Origin of the sequence: Candidatus Villigracilis affinis (assembly GCF_016705895.1) — a bacterium.
Taxonomy (GTDB): Bacteria; Chloroflexota; Anaerolineae; order Anaerolineales; family Villigracilaceae; genus Villigracilis; species Villigracilis affinis.
This window is the reverse complement of record NZ_JADJKT010000025.1, coordinates 1-16,280: the sequence shown is the minus strand read 5'-3', so window position 1 is coordinate 16,280 and position 16,280 is coordinate 1. Positions and strand designations below refer to the sequence as shown.

Here is a 16,280-nt window from a genome sequence, read left to right as displayed (position 1 = left end):
TTAAATAGCGCAAGGATAGACGTGACGAAATGATCGTGGCTTAAATAAAACGTGTATACTCGCGCGTATGTATCACCCCACCACGCGCGTGCTGGCTGTCTTGTCTTTGCTGCAAACCTACGGTCGCATGTCTGGTGCGGAGTTGGCGCAGCGGCTTGAGGTCAACATCCGCACTTTGCGGCGGTATATCGTGATGCTGCAAGACCTGGGCATTCCCATCGAAGCCGAGCGTGGACGCAACGGCGCGTATGTGCTCTCTGCGGGATTCAAACTGCCGCCGATGATGTTCACCAATGAGGAAGCGCTGGCGCTGACGGTGGGTCTCATCTCTGCGCATCGCCTCAACCTCGCCGACACAGGGTACGCTGTCGAAAGTGCATTAGCCAAGCTGGAGCGGGTGATGCCCCTCGACCTGAAGAGTCGTGTGCGCGCGTTAACCGAAACCATCACGCTCGATCTCAAAGCCGAATCCACTGCGCCGACGAGTGAGATTGTTCTCAGTACCTTGAGCAGTGCGGCACAATTGCAAAGACGGGTACACATTCATTACCGTCCCGATCAAGGCGAAGAGACCGAGCGTGATTTTGATCCCTATGGTCTGACCTATTTTCAAAACAAATGGTATGTGATCGGCTTCTGTCATTTGCGCGGAAGTCTGCGCTCGTTTCGGCTGGATCGCATCAGCGGAATCAAAACCGTCGAAGCAGGATTCAGCCGTCCCGATGGATTTGACGCGCTGGGTCACATCATGCAAGCGATTGCCACCCTGCCGCGAAAATATCCATTTGAACTTCTGCTTAATACAAATATCGAGACCGCGCAGCGAGAGGTCTTCGATGTGCTCGGCGTTTTGGAAGCGGATAAAGATGGCATCCTCCTGCGCGGCAGTGTGGACGATCTCGATTGGCTCGCCAGACAATTGTCCGTTTTTTCTTTTGGTTTTATGGTGCGCCAACCGCGGGAATTGAAGGCGGCCTTAAAGCGACATTCTGCAAAGCTGGGGAGTTTCTGAATGACAAAGTGGCAGCTTGAACTACATAACATAATAGCAAAGTCCAATTAAGAGCTTTGGGCTTATAATGCCTACGAAATTTTCTCTGCCCTGTTTAAATCTAAAACTGCACAGGCTTAAGCCGCCGTTCTCGGCGGTGTTTTATGAGTAAGGCCAGTCAGTTTTGTGCGGTGGAGAAACGAACTTTATGGAGATCAACTTGACCGACGCGCCTTCCCCGTTAATTTTTATAAGTTACAGCCGAGTAGACTCGAAAGCCCAGCAGCGCCTGGCGGATGCCTTGCGCAAGCGTGGACTGTCGGTATGGGTGGATAATGAAAAACTCACTCCAGGAAACCCCGCATGGGAGCGGGAGATCGAAAAAGCGATCCTCGCATGCAGTGCAGTGATCGCCATTCTTTCACCCGAGGCAAAACGATCGGAGTGGGTGCGTCGTGAGGTCAGCTTTGCCGAGCAGCATAACAAGCGCATTTTCCCTGTCCTGCTCCGCGGGGATGAAAGTTCCACCATGACCTTGCGTATGATCAACCATCAATTCATTGATCTGCGTCAAAATGAAAAAGAAGGGGTTGAAACCCTCTACAATACGATTTCCGATTATTTGGAACTGGTGAAAAACAACGCTGCGAATGAAGGCACGGGTTCGGCTTTCTCCAAAGCGCGTGTATGGGGCTTTGCCATCCTTGGAATATTCACTCTGCTCGTAGCGAGTTCATTTTTCTTGAAAGCAGGCCCTTTTGCGGCTTCGCCAACGGCGACTGCCACAGCAACAGCGACCATTGCAGCGACCATGACACCCACGCAAACCGCTCAACCTGAGGTTGTCATCCCTGAATTTTTTACATTGGATTTTGATGCTGATTTGGAAAACTGGGATTCCTTTATTGTCGGTGATACTGAAAATGAAGTGAAGACAACCGTTGAAAAAAGCTACATGAAATTCGAACTCAACAGCAAAGATCAGCACTATTACACATATTACACACTCAGAACCTACAATAATATTCGTGTTGATATCCGCAGCGAAAACCGCGGCGAATTCAACAGCGTTGCCACTGTGATCTGCCGTTATCACATAGACAAGGATTGGTATGAATTTAATTTCGACAGCGGCGGCCTGTATCAGATTTTGTATGTCAAATGGAATGACGAGAAAACAAAGACCATTTCCACATTGATCGCCAATGGCGGCTCCAGCCTTATCAATGCTGGGAAAAATGTCAACGAATACTCTGTGATTTGCAACGACCGCACCCTTTCATTGTGGATCAATGGTAATGAGATCAGTACCGTGATCGATAATAGGTTTGTTCTGGAGGAAGGCTATGTGGGGATCGGTGTTTCTTCTGGCAAGCTTGTTCCAGTTGAGAACAGGATCGACACACTCACGATCAGCCAGCCTTAGATCTGTGTTCCTTTCCAGGAGCCGCCTTTTTACAGGCGGCTCTTGATTTTTAAGCCTTTTGAGCAAGATTGCAACGATGCCGTATAATCGGGCATCAACCCTAACTTTGTGTGAGGATAAATCATGGATTCTCTTTCAGAACGCCGCAAGGCGATTCTTTTCTTGCGCTCGCCGCCATTCTATGGAGCACAAGCGGACTATTCATCAAAATTTTGGATTGGCAGCCCCTCTCAATACTGGCTGCACGCAGCTTCTTTGCCGCCATCGTTTTTCTCATCTACCTGCGCCGCATCCCCACCCGCTTTAGCATGTGGCAGTTACTGGCAGCAGGGATGTTCATCCTGACACAGTTCCTGTTCATCACCTCCACCAAACTGACCACGGCAGCGAATGCGATCTTCCTGCAATACACCGCGCCCATTTACGTTGTACTGCTCGCATTCTGGTTCCTGCGTGAAAAGCCCTCTCGCACAGACTGGCTTTCGATGCTGATCATTTTCCTCGGATTGACACTCTTCTTCGGCGACAAACTCAGCACAGACGGTTTCTACGGCAACCTGCTTGCCATTCTCAGCGGCGTAACCTCGGCTGTGATGATGGTCTCCTTCCGCGCCCAAAAAAACGGCAACCCAGCCGAGAGCAATCTCATTGCATTTCTGGTCACGGCTGCTTTTGGCATTCCCTTTGTATTGAAGGAAACGTGGACAGTGGAAAGCTGGTCCATCCTCGCCTTCCTTGGTGTTTTTCAAATTGGGCTTGCCTTCATCTTTTTCACGCAGGGCATCAAACACATCCCTGCTTTGGAAGCGAATCTGATCGGCACGCTGGAACCCGTGCTAAATCCCATTTGGGTATTTCTGTTCTACGGGGAAAGCATGGGAGCCTTCGCCCTCATCGGTGGACTGGTCGTACTCGGTGGAGTGGTTTTGAGCGCGGTTGGAGGCGCAAAGGCAGCGAAAGAAGAACAGCAAGCTTGAAATTTACAATAATCCAAGAAAAAAGGAATTACATTCATGCCCCCAAAACTCTCTTACACCATCTGGTTCACCCAGCGGACAGGCAGCACTTTACTATATAAAGCCATCGAATCAACCGGCATGGCAGGCGTCCCGCGTGAGTGGTTCAATTGTCCGCCTGACTTACTGACGACTTTCAAAAAGACAAGTCACGCCGAACTTCAAGAGTATTTATACAAACTTGGATGCACGCCCAATGGAGTCTTTGGCATCAGTCACTCCTTTTACGAGCCGAACTTTAGCCAATTGACCGAAACGCTTCGGAGCCTCCCTGCGTGCGGGTCTGCCCAAACAGAGCGGACAGCCATCTGGGAGCAAGTCTTTCCCAATCACCGCCACATCTTCATGACGCGCCGTAACAAGGTACGGCTGGCCGTCTCGTGGTGGCGGGCGATCCAATCGGGAGAATGGCATGTGCCAACTGAGCAAGTCCGCAATCCCGTTGACCTTTCCGACAAGTATTCCTTCGATGCCATCAACCATCTCTACAATGAATGTTCCATGCGCGAAGCAGGGATTCAGGAATTCTTTGCCGAAGGCGGCATTACCCCGCTGAATATTTTCTACGAAGACTTCATCCAAAACTATGAAGGGACCGTGCGCACGATCCTCGATTATCTCGGACTGGACTCACAGTCCGCGCCCATTGCTCTGCCTGCACTGACCAAAATAGCGGATACTGTTTCTGAAGAATGGGTTCAGCGCTTCCGCGAAGAACGCCAGAATGGCTGGCCTAATCGCGGTTGGTAGAGAGCGCGCCTTTAGAACGTTTCCCCTTTTTCCAACATCTCCACAAATTGGCGGATGCGCTTTTCACGCGTTTCCGTCCTTTTCGCAGTCTCAATTCTGAACAAAAATATATATCGTCTCGAACCTGTCAGAGTCTCAAAGAAGGCTTTGGCTTTCTTGTTCTTATCCAGCGCGGACTGAAAATCCGCGGGGACAGTCATTGTCTTCTGCGACGCATACGCCGCATCCCAACGCCCGTCCTGCTTCGCCGCTTCAACAGCTTTCAACCCTGACGGTTTCATCTCCCCACTCGCAATCAACTGTTCCACTCTTTTGGTATTGATCTGCGACCAGATACTCTTTGGTCTACGCGGTGTGAATTTTACAAGCCAATGTTTATCGTCAAAACTTTTTGCCTGGCCATCGATCCAGCCATAGCACAAAGCGACATTCACCGCCTCTTTATATGTCACGGACGGAATCTCCGCATCCTTCTTGGCAAGTTTAAGCCAGGCACCAGCGGACTTATCATGATTTTTCGCAAGCCACTCTGCAAATTTCTTTTTGGATTCAAACGGTAAAGTAGGAAGTTCGATCAGTTTAGTCATAACGTATATTTTATCGCTTGTTATTCAATTCCTGACTCTTCATTGAGATGACAGGGAAGAATAAAATGCGAGGCACTGGCAGGGTGAAGACATTATGAGAGTTGGTTAATAAAAAAACCAACTCCATATTCCGGACATGTTCTCTTAGAAGCGGAATCTTACCCATTTACCTACCAACTTTGTTATCAGAACTAATGAAGTTGTTAACTGCCGGCACCTCTTAATAAGATACCATAAATGGAATTCAATGCGGTTTGCATTGAATCTTTATCAACATAAGAGGAGACATGAAACAATCTGTTAATCAGCTATTGAACTTCTTTAAAAACCACAAATACGGCAAGCCAAGCTTGATCCTTTTGATCATTGGGCTGGTGGCTGTTGGCACAATGTCCATCCGTTCCATGATGCAGGAAGAACCTATCGCGTTGAGCAATGTCGCGGCTGCCATATCAGCTGGTCGAGTGGTACGAATCGAGGAACTGCAAGGCAGCGACACTCTGATCATCCACTACAAAGATGGGACAGAGGACACAACACGACGGGACCAATCCACTTCCTTTTTGGAACAAATGCAATTCCTTGGTGTCAGTAAAAGCCAGATGGCGAAGTTGGAATATGAGGTCGTACAGTCAAAGATGGCCGCCAGTGACAAAATCATCAGCACAGTGATAAGCATTGCCATGCTTGGCATGATGGGTTTTGCCGTAACGCGAATGGGCGGCGGGATCATTGGTCGCAAAAAATTTGTGGAAGGGGCGATCCCGAACCTCAGCTTCAACGATGTTGCCGGTATGGACGAAAACCGTGAGGAATTGGTCGATATCGTTGCCTTCTTAAAAAATAATCAGTTGTACGAGCGCATTGGCGCGCGGATGCCGCATGGCGTTCTTTTGGCAGGCGACCCTGGAACTGGCAAAACCTTGCTGGCCAAGGCCATTGCAGGTGAGGCGGGCGTGCCGTTCTTCAGCACCTCTGGTTCTGAGTTCGTGGAGATGTTCGTTGGCATGGGCGCGAGCCGCGTACGCTCCTTATTTAAAAAAGCGCGAGCCAAAGCTCCGTGTATTATTTTCATTGATGAAATTGACGCGGTCGGACGCAAGCGTCACGGCGGCGGCGGGGGCGGCGGCGAAATGGAACAGGATCAGACCCTGAATCAACTGCTCGTTGAAATGGACGGATTTGCCGCCACTGATGGAGTGGTCGTCCTGGCTGCCACCAACCGCGTGGATGTGCTTGACCCCGCCTTGATCCGTGCAGGTCGCTTTGACCGCCATGTGACCATCTCCCGCCCCGACGTGAAGGGACGCGTGTCCATTCTGGAGGTGCATGTCAAAGATCGAAAACTGGCAGCGGATGTGAATCTGATGGATATTGCCAAAATCAACTCCCGGCTTGGTCGGAGCGGACCTGGCGAATATCGTCAATGAAGCGGCGATCATCGCAGTGCGCGGCGGCAATGAAGTCATCTCTGTGCTCGATTTTCAGGAAGCTGTTGAAAAATCTTTGATCGGCGGCGTTCAACAAAAGAGCCGCATTATCAGCGAAAGCGAACGGCGCACCATTGCCTATCATGAAGCGGGGCATGCGGTGGTGATGCACGCCACTCCGCACTCTGACCCTGTGTACAAGATCACCATCATCCCGCGCGGACAGTCTGGCGGCTTTACGATGGCGCTCCCCGAACAGGACAGCATCCTCATGTTCCGCAACCAGATCATGGCACGCATCATCGGTCTGATGGGCGGACGTGTGGCAGAGGAAATCTTCTGCCACGACATCACCAGCGGCGCATCCAATGACTTGCAGGTTGCCACGCAACTGGCCGAGGATATGGTCATGCGCCTCGGAATGAGCATCAGCGGTTTGCGGGTATTCCAACGGCACGAAGTTGGCGGGTCACAGGCTGGGCAAAAAACATTTGAAGCGCTCGACAAAGCCATCAACGAGATTCTTGATGAAGGTTATCAGGAAGCCAAACGCATTGTCACCGAAAAGCGGGATGCGGTGGAACGGGTAACGCAAGCCCTGCTCGCGCAAGAGACTTTGTCACGCGAAGAGTTTGTCGCGCTGATGTAGTTTTCCTAAATTTTTAATGGATAATAAGAAAGCCTCCGAGTAAAATCTTGGAGGCTTTCTTATTGTCTCACCTTACGTAATGTCGTTCTGAGCGCAGCGAAGAACCTCTACAATTGTCTCAGAGACCCTTCGCTATCGCTCAGGGAATCATGGTCGGCTGCGTAAGGTGAGTTATTGTTTAAAACCAAAGGAGTAATAAATGAAAATCAGCGCCCGTGTTGACAATAGCGAAGGTAAGCATCACGTTACATTGACCACAAACGATAATTCTCATTCCATCATCATTCCCCCAAAATCAAGCGGACTCGGCTCCAGCGCCAACGGCGGAGAATTGCTCTTCCTCGCGCTGGCGACCTGCTACTGCAATGACATCTACCGCGAAGCCGCGAAACGGAATATCCCAGTGGAAAAAGTGGAAGTGGAAGTGAGCGGCGATTTCGGCGCGGAAGGCGAAGGCGCAAAGAACGTGTCTTATTCAGCCAAAGTCCATGCCAAAGGGACGGAGGAGGAAATCCGCGCGTTGATGGAATACACAGACACGGTCGCCGAAATTCAGAATACACTCAGGGCAGGGACGGATGTCAAATTGAGCGAGATTATAATTAGCACTTGAATATAGTATGAGATCGGTAGTTTTATTGATTTCCATCTCTACTGGAAATTCAAGCAAACGCAAGGCTGTTCCAACAAACCACTTTATTGGATAAAGGAAAAAAAGATCATGATTACTGCACTTGTACGATTTACTGTAGAAGATATTGAAAAATGGAAGCCTGTCTTTGTAGAGGCAGCCGCTTTGCGCAAAAGCTATGGCTCCATGAGCGCACAAGCCTTTCATCAAGCGGACAATAAAAATGAGATCTACGTCCTCCTGAGTTTTGAAAGCGTTGAGAAGGCAAAGCAGATGTTTCAATCTGAAGAATTCCGTGAAGTGACAAAACGCGGAGGAATGACAGCCCCGCCCGTGGTGACCTTTCTCGATGAAGTGGCATCGTTACCTTCATAAAAAACCACCCTCCCCTCCCCAAATGCGACAACTGAAGTTTTGGAAATTATAAAAAGCCTCTATGTCGCATTTGGGGGAGGTGCCCGCGGATGCGGGCGGAGGGGGGTGCTTTTGCCGTTGTACTTTGGGAAACAAGGAGGTAGTACCCCGCCGAAATTCAGAATACGCTTCGAGCAGGGACGGAAGTAGCGTTGAGCTTGATCGATATTGTGGTAATGTAAATATTATTGGGCAACCATAGTAACCTTGACGGTAAATTAGTGTTCAAGTTTCTAATAAATACTGATCAATATTTTTAACGGAGACTCAATATGGCAGAATTCCAATACAATTTAGTAAGTGACGGAAAAGGCGGGCAGATCAAATTTCCAGTTTTTATTTCGCAGGCAGATATGGATCTGATCGAAAAAGAGTTTGTTGCAAAAGATGATGATGTATTTGTTACCACATATCCGCGTTCAGGCACAACCTGGACAGAACAAATGGTGCATCTTTTGGTGAACAACGGTGTGCAAGGCGAACAGCGTCTCACAGATGCCGTCCCCTGGCTGGAGACTCTGCCCCATCGCCCCAATGGCATGATCGAATTTTTGAAGACCCTGCCGCAACGCCGCCTGTTCACAAGTCATCTGCCTTACCCGCTCATGCCCAGCCTCGGGAATACGACTGCGAAAATTGTATACGTGGCGCGTAATCCTAAAGATGTGGCGATCTCAACTTATTTTCACAACCAAAGCAAACTCGGCTACGAAGGCACCTGGGAGGAACACTTTCAGCTTTTTCTTACAAGCGACGTTGGGTGCGGCCCATACTTTGACCACATCCTGCCGTGGTGGCAAGCCAGCCAACACACGAAAAATATTCTGTTCTTGAAATATGAAGACATGAAACGTGACCACGCTGGCTGCGTCGCCAGGATCGCCTCTTTTTTGGGCCTTCAAGCTGATCCGCAATTAATTGACACAGTTGTGTCCTTGAGCAGTTTCAAATCCATGACCTCGAACGAGACCACGAACTTCAACTGGGTTCCCCAACGCGAAGGTGTCCCAACCCATTTCCGCAAAGGCGATATCGGCGATTGGCAGAATCATTTCAGCGCCGAACAAAGCCAGCAGATGGACAGGCTGTTCATGGAAAAAATGAAAGACACGGGCCTGCAGTTTGATTTTGGAGACGGGGTTCTCATGCCCTAAACGCCCTGCGTACAGATGGAGCATAACAAGGCCATCAAACCGGAGTCTCAAAGACCCCGGGCCCCGGGGGGGGGGGGAAAAAGGGCGGGGGGGGGGCCCGCCACCCCCCCGCGGGGCAATATTCCAAACATCAAACTCCATTCTCTCTCTTCACTCCCCGTCGGCACCCAGATATTCTTGACCTGAGTCGCCTCGTGCAGGAATTCGTGACCTTCGCCCTGCTCGCGGGACATCCAATCGCGGGGCAGACCGTAGCCTGTCCATGTGCGTTTCATGTTCGCGGCGGACTCGTTCTCGACGTGGTAACTGCCTTCCGCCGAGCCGAAGTACCAGACCGAGTCCACGTCTTCGTGTTGGACGAGGGTCTTGACCAAATGGTCACGGTCACCTGTGACGATGTTGACCACGCCGCCAGGCACATCGGAGGTGTCGAGCACCTGATAGAAGTCCATGGCGGAGAGCGGATATTTCTGGCTGGGGATCATCACCACACTGTTGCCGCGTGCGATGGCAGGCGCCATGAGCGAGATAAAGCCAAGCAATGGATTTTCATCGGGGCAGGCAATGCCGATCACACCCATCGGTTCATTGACCGCGACGGTGATTCCGCGCAGGGTGGTCTCTTGCACCGTGCCGCCGTATTTATCAGCCCATGCCGCGTAGGTGAATAATCTTTCAACAGACGCGTCCACTTCGGCTTGCGCGGACTTCTGCGTGCGTCCTGTCATTTCGACGATGCGTTTTACAAATTCAGCGTTGCGGGCATCGAGATTTTCCGCGATGAAATATAAAATTTGCGAGCGGTTGTATCCGTGGCGCATCGCCCAGCCTGATGTCCGCGCTTTGTGTGCGGCTTCAACTGCATCACGAATATCTTTGCGATTGCCGTCACCGACCTGCCCAACAAGTTTTCCCTTCGCACTCAACACGCTTGAAGTGTACGCGCCGTCGGGTCGCACCTGTTTGCCGCCGATGTACATCTTCGGCGTGCGATCTATCGGCGGAAGCGAATGTCCATTTGCCCGAGCAACCCCAGGCTGAGTCGGAAGCGTGGGCACGTGTTCGCCCCACTTCTTCTTTTCATCCAGTACAAACTCAGGGCGTGGACGATCCATCCATGTCGGTCTTAAATATTCAAACAGACCTTCACGTCCGCCTTCGCGCCCGTAGCCCGACTCGCGATAGCCGCCGAAGCCCGAAGCGCCGTCGAATTGATTGGTGCAATTGACCCACACCGAACCCGCCTTGATCTTGCTCGCCACATCGAGCGCGAGGTTGATGTTATCGCTCCAGACACTCGCCGCGAGACCATAGCGCGTGTTGTTCGCAAGTTCGATGGCTTCGCTCGGCGTTCTAAAAGTAAGCGACACAAGCACGGGTCCAAAAATTTCTTCCTGCACAGTTGACGCCGCGGGATCAAGACCCGTGATCAAAGTTGGTTTATAAAACAATCCCTTTTCGGGCAGCGCGATATTCGGCTGAAAACATTCGCCGCCTTCGGCAATGCCCGTCTTCACCCAACCATCGATCGTGTCCCATTGGCTTTGGTCAACGATCGCGCCCATGTCAATCGACTTATCGAGCGGGTCGCCCACGCGCATGTGTTGCATTCTATTTTTTAATTTTTGGATAAACTTCGCTGCGACATTTTCCTGCACAATCAGCCTTGACCCTGCGCAACAAACCTGACCCTGATTAAACCAAATCGCATCGACCACCCCTTCAACTGCTCCATCCAAATCGGCATCGTCAAACACGACAAATGGACTCTTGCCACCAAGTTCAAGCGAGAGTTTTTTGCCAGAGCCAGCCGTCTGCTTGCGGAGCGTGCGCCCGACATCCGTTGAACCCGTGAACGCGATCTTATCCACATCGGGATGTTCAACGATCATCGAGCCTGCGCTGCTGCTTCCAGTAATGACATTTACAACGCCAGCAGGCAACCCCGCTTCGGCGACAATTTCAGCAAACAACAACGCAGTAAGTCTTGTGTACGAAGCAGGCTTCAACACCACCGTGTTGCCCATCGCAATCGCAGGCGCGATCTTCCACGCCAGCATCAACAGCGGGAAATTCCACGGGATGATCTGCCCGACCACACCGACAGATTGATAATCGCGCAGTTCGGTTTCCATCAACTGCGCCCAGCCCGCATAATAGTAAAAGTGACGCGCCAACAAAGGCACATCAATATCACGCGACTCGCGGATCGGCTTGCCGTTGTCCATGCTTTCGAGCACCGCCAGCAAGCGCGAATGTTTCTGAAGGTTGCGCGCAATCGCATAAAGATAACGCGCACGCACCACACCAGGAGTCTTGCTCCAAGTTTTGAACGCCTCACGCGCCGCCCCCACAGCCGCATCCACTTCTTTTTGTCCAGCCTGCGTGGTCTCGGCTAATAACTCGCCATTCGCAGGGTTGTAAGAAGGATAGAACTTCGCACCCTTCGGCGTCACCCACTCGTTGTTGATGAACAAGCCGAACTTGCGTCCATGCTCATCCAGCCACGCCTTGACAGCATCAGGCGCTTCGGGCGCAGGTCCGTATTCCATGGTGTTGAAGATTTCAAGTATTTTGCTCATAATTTCATCCTATCTCGGTGGTCGAGTCCTTCCGCCCCCAAATTCATTGACCGTCTTTGTCCGATAGGCGGGCAAAGCCCAGCCCTACCCCAACGGGGCCTTCCTTCTTTGCCAGAGGTGGAAGCACTGTCAACGCTTCTCTTTTCCCTTTGAACTTGCTTTTCTCGATAATAGGCATCAGAAACTCGGTCATACTCCTCGCCATAAACCAACTTCACTGGAAGTCGCCCTGATGTATATCTTGAACCTTCCCGATTGATGTTGCACAAAGCGTGGTCAAGATTTGGTTGAGCCTACATAATAAGAACCATCAGGCATTCAAGAATATACATCCCTAACTTTTATTCCATCTTGGTGGTGAGTAGCCCCGAATGCCTTTGGGGGCGTATCGAGCACACCATCTTTTTTTCTTTCCCCCCCCCCCCGATGTTTCGCCGCGTAGTGACCTGTGATGTAGTGATACAACTGCCGCTCGATATCGGTCAAAAGGCTGCTCGCGCCAATGCGGAACAGATCATTCTTCAGCCATTCATCGCCGAGTTCTTCCTTCATCAGCGACTGCCACGCCATTGCCTGCTTCGCGGAGCTGATTCCGCCCGCGGGTTTGAATCCCACTTTGTAGCCGAAGCGGTCGAGATAATCACGCAAGGCACGGATCATCACGAGACTCACTTCGAGAGTCGCATTGGTTGGTTCTTTGCCCGTGGATGTCTTGATAAAGTCCGAGCCTGCCATCATGGACACGAGGCTGGCTTGATAAACCTGCTTGAGCGAACCGAGTTCGCCCGTGGCGAGGATGGTCTTCATGTGTGCGTCACCGCAGGCTTTGCGGAATTGTTGCAGTTCGTCGTACATGGCTTGCCAGTCGCCAGTCAAGACATAATTGCGGGCGATGACCACGTCAATTTCTTTTGCGCCTGCTTCTACGGCTTGCTCAATTTCCTGAATGCGCTGTGGCAGAGGAGTCTGTCCCGCAGGAAAACCTGTCGCGACAGAGGCAACTGGAATGTTAGAGCCTTGAAGCGCGTGGACTGCATCCGCGACACGGTTGGGGTACACGCACACCGCACCAACGGTGATCCGCTCGCCGTTCAATCCAAGTTTTTCCAGCATATCGGGGCGCAGCGGTTGTTTCGCTTTGGCGCACAGACGATGGACACGTCCAGGCGTATCGTCACCTGCGAGGGTGGTCAGGTCAATGTTGGTGATGGCGCGTAAAAGCCATGCCGCCTGCCAGTCCTTTTTCACGGTGCGGCGACCTGTGAGCGTGGCGGTGCGTCGCTCCACTGCGCTTTTGTTGATGTGCGCGCCCATCACCCAATCAAGGTCAAGGGGCGTGCCGGGGTTACGAGTGTGATTACTGGTCATAAAAACTCCAAATGATTGTCTGACATCATTATACAGCGAAAGAGTTGCTGTATTCGCAAAAACTTTGCCCCCACCGTCGTGTTAATGAAAGTATGTCCCAACAACCTTATGTAATTGCGATCAGTGGAGACTCAGGAGCTGGGAAGACCACCCCTGGTTCATCAACTTGTATCTTTATTTGGAAATGCGGTCTCGCTACTATTGATGACTACACCGAAGATGCGATTCACCCACCTACCCTCGATTGGCTCAAGAACGGCGCAAACCCTGACGAATTCATAACCCTCCAATTTGTTGCCAATCTTAAAGTCTTTACGGGGCGATGAGGAGCATCATTCACCCTGAAAGCAAAGCGAGAATTTCCCCTCTGAATATATTATCCTTGAAGAGCCTTGGGACGGACTCGCGCCCGCAGCGAAAGGCTTTGATCGACTATTTCGTTCAAGTTCAAATCCCACCTGAGTTGGAGTGTTAGCCCGCAGGGGAATATTAAGAAATATCAATAGGCTGGAGGATAATGGGTATGGAGAAGGTCTCAAGGAATTTTTAGAATTGGTATATAAGGGCAGGCAGGGATTTTTCCGCAGCCGTTCGTGACCAAGCCTCAAAAGACGTTGTTCTCGTAGTGGGTGGAGAAGCCTCCGACAGATATCCTTGCACAAAATATTTTTGCAAACAATTCGAGCCAGGCAGTGTCATAAAGGCAGCCAGGAATACGCCGCTGCTCATATCCCAATAGCAACCTGCACCTCTTTCCAAGGTGCAGGGCGTATGCCAACATGACTGTCCGTAGAATTGGCGGACAAGATCAATAATTCTTTTCAAATAATCGTTAATCGAAATATTTTTCTGGATCTTCGCCGATACGCGGCTCTTCATCGCGGATCGCCAACAACCATTGCGGCATCGCAGGATAATACAAAATCCCCGTCGGCCGTGAGATGACAAACCATAGTATTCCGAGTTCAACACACCCAACTGACCTGCCCCACGCATCACGCATTTCCACCCAGCGGGTCAACCGACCTTCACAAAATCGCCCGGCTCCTTGAGATGGTGAACGACGCAGGATTGCGTCACCCGCGCCACACTGCGCCGATGAGTTGGGAAGCCAGGGTCCACCACTTGTTGCCCGGATCGGTTCCATCTCGCCGTCAACATGCCGCCCCAGCGCATCACATTCCGCAGACCTGTTACACCTGCATTTACAACTTCGGGAGTCGGTGTGTGCGGGCTGCTCAACTCCGCTGTCAATGCAGGGATGCCTGCCAACATCGCTACTGCCGCCGTAAGGCGCGATGCAATTTTTCATTGATGTGCTTTTTCAACCGCAAAATCAGTTGTGACAGTGTAGCCCATACGCTCGCGCCATATTTCATCCATTTGATGTTGACTTCCCCGGGGCGCTTGCGAGCAGATTCATCGCCCTTACGATACAAAAATGCGGTCACGAAAGATGAACGACAATGAACGCCCGCTCATACAGTGCAGATCAAAATAAAAGGAAGTGGTACTCTTGGATCTCTTCGAACAGCCGCCCGTATGTCGTTTTAAGGCTTTAAATAAGGCGGAGCCTTGGCCCGGCCTGTTTTCGGCGCACGTCCATCAGGAAAGAGACGATCTGATCACCAGTGGGATAGTAGGCTGGCACCTCAACGTCCGCAAGCCAGCAGGGTTCAAGGCAGGAATGGCGACGATCGTCCCACGCAATTTCTCCACCAACTCGGACGTAATCAATTTATGAATAACTTGAATCCCCGCGTGTTCAATGCCGTGAATCCCACGCCCTGTCTGTGTGGCTTGGTGCAGGAAATCACTATTTTCGAGGTGAGCGAGAGTTTCAAGTAGGAATTTTCGGCTTCCTGATGAATGCTTTCCTCTCGGATCATTTCATTCTTGATCTGGTCAGGACGGTCATCAGGAGAACTTAATTGGATGAACTGGATGCAAGAGGAAGTCATTCTTCACAGTGAAGTCATGGATAATGTCGAGGCAACGGCTCCTGGGTTGGAAAAAGATGGCCTCCTATTCAGAGGGCATCACACTTGCACTCCATGTGATATGGTATTTCTGGGAATGTACATGCTGCCCGAATTTCAAGCATTATCTCTGGAACAAAAGCAGATCGCGAAATGGATCATCCTGTTCCACGATATCGATAAAGCCCACCTTCGCGGGCGGGGTGGATACGATGCATGCCTTCAAAGCGCGGTCATTGCCGCTACCACATTGCCGCGGATTGGTTTCTCCATCACCAGTAAATACCCCGAATTGATCGAACCGTGGAGCGAATATACCTGCCAAAGGCTTTTGCAGTTATTGGGGGTGAACAGTGGCCCAAACCCGATAATCAGAAACTTCCCAGAATCCTTTCTGAGATCGAAGTAACTATTTGGAGAAAACACCCTGCCACACTGATCGTAAAAACTGCCCTGTTACATATCTCGCTTGCTGTTGGATAAAATCCACCCCACCCCAGTCACCAGAACGGATGCCGAGGCGAAGGAGCTTTATTGACCCAACCTCGTTCCCGCTTCTAAAAGTCATGATGTTGGCAGATAATGAGGGCTGGTCTCTGTTTTATCCAGAAGTCAGAGATCAGCAAAACATGATGTACTGTAAGAGCTTGACAGGATCTGAAAATTTATTTTTGTAACTAATGGGCTAGCCAGGAGGTATGATAATTCCTCAAATGGAAAAAAATAAAATATTTCTTGCCTGTAGGAGCATCAAATGATGCTCACACCTAACTCCCGAAGAGTACGCTTCCCTATTCAGACTTATATCCAACGAGCCACAGAGCGTGGGGATGTCATTGCCGCCCTGCCTATCCAGATCAATGAGCTTAATGCCGCACTTGGGGGATCTTTCCGACGAACAAGCCTGCTTCCGCAATTCGACCTGCGGAATGGTCCATCAAAGAGATCGTCAGCCATCTGATAGATGTCGAGCGTGTCTTTTCCTTTACCGTTTGTTGCGCATCTCTAACGACCAGGACGGCTCATGCCCGGCTTTCGAACAGGATAACCACGTCCGCGAATCTGAAGTGATGAGCTCGCTGGTTGACTCTGCTAATTGAATTCCGAATTCCCTGCGCCGTGGCAACATCCTGCGATCAACCATATGAGCTGAAGTGAAAGCTAAACCGCATCGGCACCGCGCCAGCAGCGGTCATCAGCGCGAAGGCCTTAGTCTACATAGCTCGTCGGCCACGGAACATCACATGGCCAGTATGAACGAGAAACATCTGCCAAATCTTCTGTTAATAAATCCCTTGACAGT

General features: G+C 50.9%; 19 protein-coding genes. 13 read left to right on the top strand and 6 right to left on the bottom strand.

Annotated features, from left to right (window positions below; all coding sequences use genetic code 11):
- Window positions 1–67: 67 nt before the first annotated feature.
- The 4 genes from IPI86_RS11265 (at window position 68) to IPI86_RS11250 (ending at window position 4,183) form a co-directional block, all read left to right on the top strand.
- The gene (locus IPI86_RS11265) at window positions 68–1,012 is read left to right on the top strand and encodes a YafY family protein (RefSeq protein WP_345298110.1); all 945 of its coding nucleotides are present in this window, start codon (window positions 68–70) and stop codon (window positions 1,010–1,012) included.
- 187 nt (window positions 1,013–1,199) lie between these two features.
- Window positions 1,200–2,417, top strand: a complete 1,218-nt coding sequence (locus tag IPI86_RS11260) for a toll/interleukin-1 receptor domain-containing protein (RefSeq protein ID WP_345298109.1) — start codon at window positions 1,200–1,202, stop codon at window positions 2,415–2,417.
- Between the two features lie 110 nt (window positions 2,418–2,527).
- The gene (locus tag IPI86_RS11255; protein WP_345298108.1) at window positions 2,528–3,394 is read left to right on the top strand and encodes an EamA family transporter; all 867 of its coding nucleotides are present in this window, start codon (window positions 2,528–2,530) and stop codon (window positions 3,392–3,394) included.
- Window positions 3,395–3,430: 36 nt separating this feature from the next.
- Window positions 3,431–4,183, top strand: coding sequence for a Stf0 family sulfotransferase (locus IPI86_RS11250; RefSeq protein ID WP_345298107.1), 753 nt, complete (start codon window positions 3,431–3,433; stop codon window positions 4,181–4,183).
- A gap of 11 nt (window positions 4,184–4,194) precedes the next feature.
- Here IPI86_RS11250 and IPI86_RS11245 read toward each other — a convergent pair whose 3' ends face one another.
- On the bottom strand, window positions 4,195–4,770 hold the full coding sequence (locus IPI86_RS11245) for a YdeI/OmpD-associated family protein (RefSeq protein ID WP_345298106.1): 576 nt from the start codon (window positions 4,768–4,770) through the stop codon (window positions 4,195–4,197).
- Between the two features lie 287 nt (window positions 4,771–5,057).
- On the opposite strand from IPI86_RS11245, the gene IPI86_RS11240 reads away from it, so the two are divergent.
- The 5 genes from IPI86_RS11240 to IPI86_RS11220 all read left to right on the top strand — a co-directional run bounded on the left by IPI86_RS11240 (window position 5,058) and on the right by IPI86_RS11220 (window position 9,048).
- Window positions 5,058–6,200 (top strand): AAA family ATPase, encoded by a 1,143-nt coding sequence (locus tag IPI86_RS11240; protein ID WP_345298105.1) that lies wholly within the window; start codon window positions 5,058–5,060, stop codon window positions 6,198–6,200.
- Window positions 6,145–6,849: a hypothetical protein gene (locus IPI86_RS11235; protein ID WP_345298104.1), complete on the top strand. Its 705-nt coding sequence runs from the start codon at window positions 6,145–6,147 to the stop codon at window positions 6,847–6,849. The genes IPI86_RS11240 and IPI86_RS11235 overlap by 56 nt, the downstream gene beginning before the upstream one ends.
- Before the next feature lie 199 nt (window positions 6,850–7,048).
- A complete protein-coding gene (locus tag IPI86_RS11230; RefSeq protein ID WP_345298103.1) occupies window positions 7,049–7,462 on the top strand; it encodes an OsmC family protein in 414 nt (137 codons plus the stop codon).
- A 108-nt stretch (window positions 7,463–7,570) separates the two neighbouring features.
- On the top strand, window positions 7,571–7,855 hold the full coding sequence (locus IPI86_RS11225) for a hypothetical protein (protein WP_345298102.1): 285 nt from the start codon (window positions 7,571–7,573) through the stop codon (window positions 7,853–7,855).
- 311 nt (window positions 7,856–8,166) lie between these two features.
- The gene (locus IPI86_RS11220; RefSeq protein WP_345298101.1) at window positions 8,167–9,048 is read left to right on the top strand and encodes a sulfotransferase domain-containing protein; all 882 of its coding nucleotides are present in this window, start codon (window positions 8,167–8,169) and stop codon (window positions 9,046–9,048) included.
- Window positions 9,049–9,095: 47 nt separating this feature from the next.
- Here the strand turns inward: IPI86_RS11220 and IPI86_RS11215 are convergent, their stop codons facing one another.
- The 3 genes from IPI86_RS11215 to deoC all read right to left on the bottom strand — a co-directional run bounded on the left by IPI86_RS11215 (window position 9,096) and on the right by deoC (window position 12,998).
- Entirely contained in the window at window positions 9,096–11,630 is a 2,535-nt protein-coding gene (locus tag IPI86_RS11215; protein ID WP_345298100.1) for an aldehyde dehydrogenase family protein, read from the bottom strand.
- A 43-nt stretch (window positions 11,631–11,673) separates the two neighbouring features.
- Window positions 11,674–11,823 (bottom strand): hypothetical protein, encoded by a 150-nt coding sequence (locus IPI86_RS11210; protein WP_345298099.1) that lies wholly within the window; start codon window positions 11,821–11,823, stop codon window positions 11,674–11,676.
- A gap of 125 nt (window positions 11,824–11,948) precedes the next feature.
- On the bottom strand, window positions 11,949–12,998 hold the full coding sequence (gene deoC / locus IPI86_RS11205) for a deoxyribose-phosphate aldolase (protein ID WP_345298098.1): 1,050 nt from the start codon (window positions 12,996–12,998) through the stop codon (window positions 11,949–11,951).
- 92 nt (window positions 12,999–13,090) lie between these two features.
- Here deoC and IPI86_RS11200 point away from each other — a divergent pair, with 92 nt between their 5' ends.
- A complete protein-coding gene (locus IPI86_RS11200) occupies window positions 13,091–13,324 on the top strand; it encodes a hypothetical protein (RefSeq protein WP_345298097.1) in 234 nt (77 codons plus the stop codon).
- Between the two features lie 506 nt (window positions 13,325–13,830).
- Here IPI86_RS11200 and IPI86_RS11195 read toward each other — a convergent pair.
- On the bottom strand, window positions 13,831–14,019 hold the full coding sequence (locus IPI86_RS11195) for a hypothetical protein (protein ID WP_345298096.1): 189 nt from the start codon (window positions 14,017–14,019) through the stop codon (window positions 13,831–13,833).
- Entirely contained in the window at window positions 14,016–14,273 is a 258-nt protein-coding gene (locus tag IPI86_RS11190; protein ID WP_345298095.1) for a hypothetical protein, read from the bottom strand. Before IPI86_RS11190 ends, IPI86_RS11195 begins: the two co-directional genes overlap by 4 nt.
- 241 nt (window positions 14,274–14,514) lie before the next feature.
- Between IPI86_RS11190 and IPI86_RS11185 the strand changes: the two genes are divergently transcribed.
- The 3 genes from IPI86_RS11185 (at window position 14,515) to IPI86_RS11175 (ending at window position 15,938) form a co-directional block, all read left to right on the top strand.
- A complete protein-coding gene (locus IPI86_RS11185; RefSeq protein WP_345298094.1) occupies window positions 14,515–14,742 on the top strand; it encodes a hypothetical protein in 228 nt (75 codons plus the stop codon).
- Window positions 14,743–14,933: 191 nt separating this feature from the next.
- Window positions 14,934–15,386: a hypothetical protein gene (locus IPI86_RS11180; RefSeq protein ID WP_345298093.1), complete on the top strand. Its 453-nt coding sequence runs from the start codon at window positions 14,934–14,936 to the stop codon at window positions 15,384–15,386.
- Window positions 15,387–15,731: 345 nt separating this feature from the next.
- Complete coding sequence (locus IPI86_RS11175) at window positions 15,732–15,938, top strand: hypothetical protein (RefSeq protein WP_345298092.1); 207 nt, start codon at window positions 15,732–15,734, stop codon at window positions 15,936–15,938.
- Window positions 15,939–16,280: the final 342 nt, after the last annotated feature.

Excerpts from the sequence above, each read along its gene's own strand:
- IPI86_RS11265 (WP_345298110.1), top strand. The coding sequence starts at position 68 with ATGTATCACCCCACCACGCGCGTGCTGGCTGTCTTGTCTTTGCTGCAA.
- IPI86_RS11260 (WP_345298109.1), top strand. The coding sequence starts at position 1,200 with ATGGAGATCAACTTGACCGACGCGCCTTCCCCGTTAATTTTTATAAGT.
- IPI86_RS11250 (WP_345298107.1), top strand. The coding sequence starts at position 3,431 with ATGCCCCCAAAACTCTCTTACACCATCTGGTTCACCCAGCGGACAGGC.
- IPI86_RS11245 (WP_345298106.1), bottom strand. The coding sequence starts at position 4,770 with ATGACTAAACTGATCGAACTTCCTACTTTACCGTTTGAATCCAAAAAG.
- IPI86_RS11240 (WP_345298105.1), top strand. The coding sequence starts at position 5,058 with ATGAAACAATCTGTTAATCAGCTATTGAACTTCTTTAAAAACCACAAA.
- IPI86_RS11230 (WP_345298103.1), top strand. The coding sequence starts at position 7,049 with ATGAAAATCAGCGCCCGTGTTGACAATAGCGAAGGTAAGCATCACGTT.
- IPI86_RS11225 (WP_345298102.1), top strand. The coding sequence starts at position 7,571 with ATGATTACTGCACTTGTACGATTTACTGTAGAAGATATTGAAAAATGG.
- IPI86_RS11220 (WP_345298101.1), top strand. The coding sequence starts at position 8,167 with ATGGCAGAATTCCAATACAATTTAGTAAGTGACGGAAAAGGCGGGCAG.
- IPI86_RS11215 (WP_345298100.1), bottom strand. The coding sequence starts at position 11,630 with ATGAGCAAAATACTTGAAATCTTCAACACCATGGAATACGGACCTGCG.
- IPI86_RS11210 (WP_345298099.1), bottom strand. The coding sequence starts at position 11,823 with ATGACCGAGTTTCTGATGCCTATTATCGAGAAAAGCAAGTTCAAAGGG.
- deoC (WP_345298098.1), bottom strand. The coding sequence starts at position 12,998 with ATGACCAGTAATCACACTCGTAACCCCGGCACGCCCCTTGACCTTGAT.
- IPI86_RS11200 (WP_345298097.1), top strand. The coding sequence starts at position 13,091 with ATGTCCCAACAACCTTATGTAATTGCGATCAGTGGAGACTCAGGAGCT.
- IPI86_RS11190 (WP_345298095.1), bottom strand. The coding sequence starts at position 14,273 with ATGTTGGCAGGCATCCCTGCATTGACAGCGGAGTTGAGCAGCCCGCAC.
- IPI86_RS11180 (WP_345298093.1), top strand. The coding sequence starts at position 14,934 with ATGAACTGGATGCAAGAGGAAGTCATTCTTCACAGTGAAGTCATGGAT.
- IPI86_RS11175 (WP_345298092.1), top strand. The coding sequence starts at position 15,732 with ATGATGCTCACACCTAACTCCCGAAGAGTACGCTTCCCTATTCAGACT.